The 2,806-nt window shown below is 48.1% G+C and carries 2 rRNA genes; both read left to right on the forward strand.

From position 1 onward, the window contains the following. A 23S ribosomal RNA gene (locus GJV77_RS14535) occupies positions 1-2,576 on the forward strand; the annotation flags it as partial. A gap of 112 nt (positions 2,577-2,688) precedes the next feature. Beyond that, positions 2,689-2,798: ribosomal RNA gene (rrf, locus tag GJV77_RS14540) — 5S ribosomal RNA — on the forward strand. Positions 2,799-2,806: the final 8 nt, after the last annotated feature.

A 2,806-nucleotide genomic window follows, 5' to 3' on the forward strand; every position in this document is an offset into this window, starting at 1 on the left:
CGGATTGAACTAGAACTACTTGGAAAGGTAGACCAAAGAGGGTGATAGTCCCGTATAGGTAAGAGAAGATAAGGATAGTGGTATCCTGAGTAGGTCGGGGCACGTGAAACCCTGATTGAAGCAGGCGGGACCATCCGCTAAGGCTAAATACTCCTGAGAGACCGATAGTGAACCAGTACCGTGAGGGAAAGGTGAAAAGAACCGTGAATAACGGAGTGAAATAGAACCTGAAACCATACGCCTACAAGCGGTCGGAGCCCTTAAGTGGGGTGACGGCGTGCCTTTTGCATAATGAGCCTACGAGTTACCGTTGCTGGCAAGGATAAGTGATTAAGTCATGGATCCGTAGCGAAAGCGAGTCTGAATAGGGCGCTTTAGTCAGTAGTGGTAGACGCGAAACCGTGTGATCTACCCATGGGCAGGTTGAAGTTTAGGTAACACTAAATGGAGGACCGAACCGTTTAACGCTGAAAAGTTTTCGGATGACCTGTGGGTAGGGGTGAAAGGCCAATCAAACTCGGAAATAGCTCGTACTCCCCGAAATGCATTTAGGTGCAGCGATAATCGATAGTTACTTAGAGGTAGAGCTACTGATTGGATGCGGGGGCTTCACCGCCTACCAATTCCTGACAAACTCCGAATGCTAAGTAATGATAATTATCAGTGAGGGCATGGGTGCTAAGGTCCATGTCCGAGAGGGAAAGAACCCAGACCATCAGCTAAGGTCCCCAAATGTATGCTAAGTTGAAAAAACGCGGTTTGATTGCCCAGACAGCTAGGATGTTGGCTTGGAAGCAGCCATTCATTTAAAGAGTGCGTAACAGCTCACTAGTCGAGCGATCGAGCATGGATAATAATCGGGCATAAGTATACTACCGAAGCTATGGATTTACGTTATATAACGTGAGTGGTAGGGGAGCATTCTAACGGGGTAGAAGGTAATTTGTGAGAATTGCTGGACCTTTTAGAAAAGAAAATGTAGGCATAAGTAACGATAAGGGGTGCGAGAAACACCCCCGCCGTAAGACTAAGGATTCCTGAGCTATGCTAATCAGCTTAGGGTTAGTCGGGACCTAAGGCACACCCGAAGGGGGACGTCGATGGCCAACGGGTTAATATTCCCGTACTACTTATAACAGTGATGGAGTGACACAGTGATGAAAGCACCGCGAACTGACGGAATAGTTCGTTGAAGCACGTACCTATAGGTCTAATAGTAAAATGCGTTAGACTTGGAGAAATGCGATAGTACTCAGCGTCTACGGACAAAGAGATAGTGTGCCTAAGGGCTGTCAAGAAAAGCTTCTAAACATAGGTTATAAGTACCCGTACCGTAAACCGACACAGGTAGTCGAGGAGAGTATCCTAAGGCGCTCGAGAGATTCATGGCTAAGGAACTAGGCAAAATAGACCTGTAACTTCGGGAGAAAGGTCGCCAGCGCAAGCTGGCCGCAGTGAAGAGGTCCAGGCGACTGTTTATCAAAAACACAGGGCTCTGCAAAATCGTAAGATGACGTATAGGGCCTGACACCTGCCCGGTGCTGGAAGGTTAAGAGGAGATGTTATCTTCGGAGAAGCATTGAATTGAAGCCCCAGTAAACGGCGGCCGTAACTATAACGGTCCTAAGGTAGCGAAATTCCTTGTCGGGTAAGTTCCGACCTGCACGAATGGTGTAACGATCTGGACACTGTCTCAGCCATGAGCTCGGTGAAATTGTAGTATCGGTGAAGATGCCGATTACCCGCAGTGGGACGAAAAGACCCTGTGCACCTTTACTATAGCTTAGTATTGTTCTTGGATAAGTAATGTGTAGGATAGGTGGGAGACTATGAAGTGGCGTCGCTAGGCGTTGTGGAGTCATTGTTGAAATACCACCCTTTGCTTATTTGAGATCTAACTCCCAATACGGGAGGACATTGCTTGGTGGGTAGTTTGACTGGGGTGGTCGCCTCCAAAAGAGTAACGGAGGCTTCTAAAGGTTCCCTCAGCACGCTTGGTAACCGTGCGTAGAGTGCAATGGTATAAGGGAGCTTGACTGAGAGACATACAGGTCGATCAGGTACGAAAGTAGAGCATAGTGATCCGGTGGTTCCGCATGGAAGGGCCATCGCTCAAAGGATAAAAGGTACGCCGGGGATAACAGGCTGATCTCCCCCAAGAGCTCATATCGACGGGGGGGTTTGGCACCTCGATGTCGGCTCGTCACATCCTGGGGCTGGAGAAGGTCCCAAGGGTTGGGCTGTTCGCCCATTAAAGTGGCACGCGAGCTGGGTTCAGAACGTCGTGAGACAGTTCGGTCTCTATCTACTGTGGGCGTTAGAAATTTGAGTGGATCTGATTCTAGTACGAGAGGACCGAATTGGACCAACCTCTAGTGCATCTGTTGTCTCGCCAGGGGCATCGCAGAGTAGCTACGTTGGGCAGGGATAAGCGCTGAAAGCATATAAGTGCGAAACCCACCACAAGATGAGATTTCTTTAAAGGGCCGTGGGAGATTACCACGTTGATAGGCTATAGATGTAAAGGCAGTAATGTCATAGTCGAGTAGTACTAATAGCCCGTAAGCTTATGTGAATCTCCCTCTGTTTAATCAAACAGAGGGAGGGCAACTTTCTAAGGAAAAGAATAGTTAAAAATAGTTTTATCAATAGGTTAAAAATATTAGTTACGCTAAGTAACAACCGATTTAGGGTGGTTATTGCGGCGGGGCTCACCTCTTCCCATTTCGAACAGAGAAGTTAAGCCCGCTAGCGCAGATGGTACTGCTAACCAGTGGGAGAGTATGTCGCTGCCCTTCTTTTGAAA

The sequence above is a fragment of the Myroides pelagicus genome, from assembly GCF_009711055.1.
Lineage (GTDB): Bacteria > Bacteroidota > Bacteroidia > Flavobacteriales > Flavobacteriaceae > Flavobacterium > Flavobacterium pelagicum.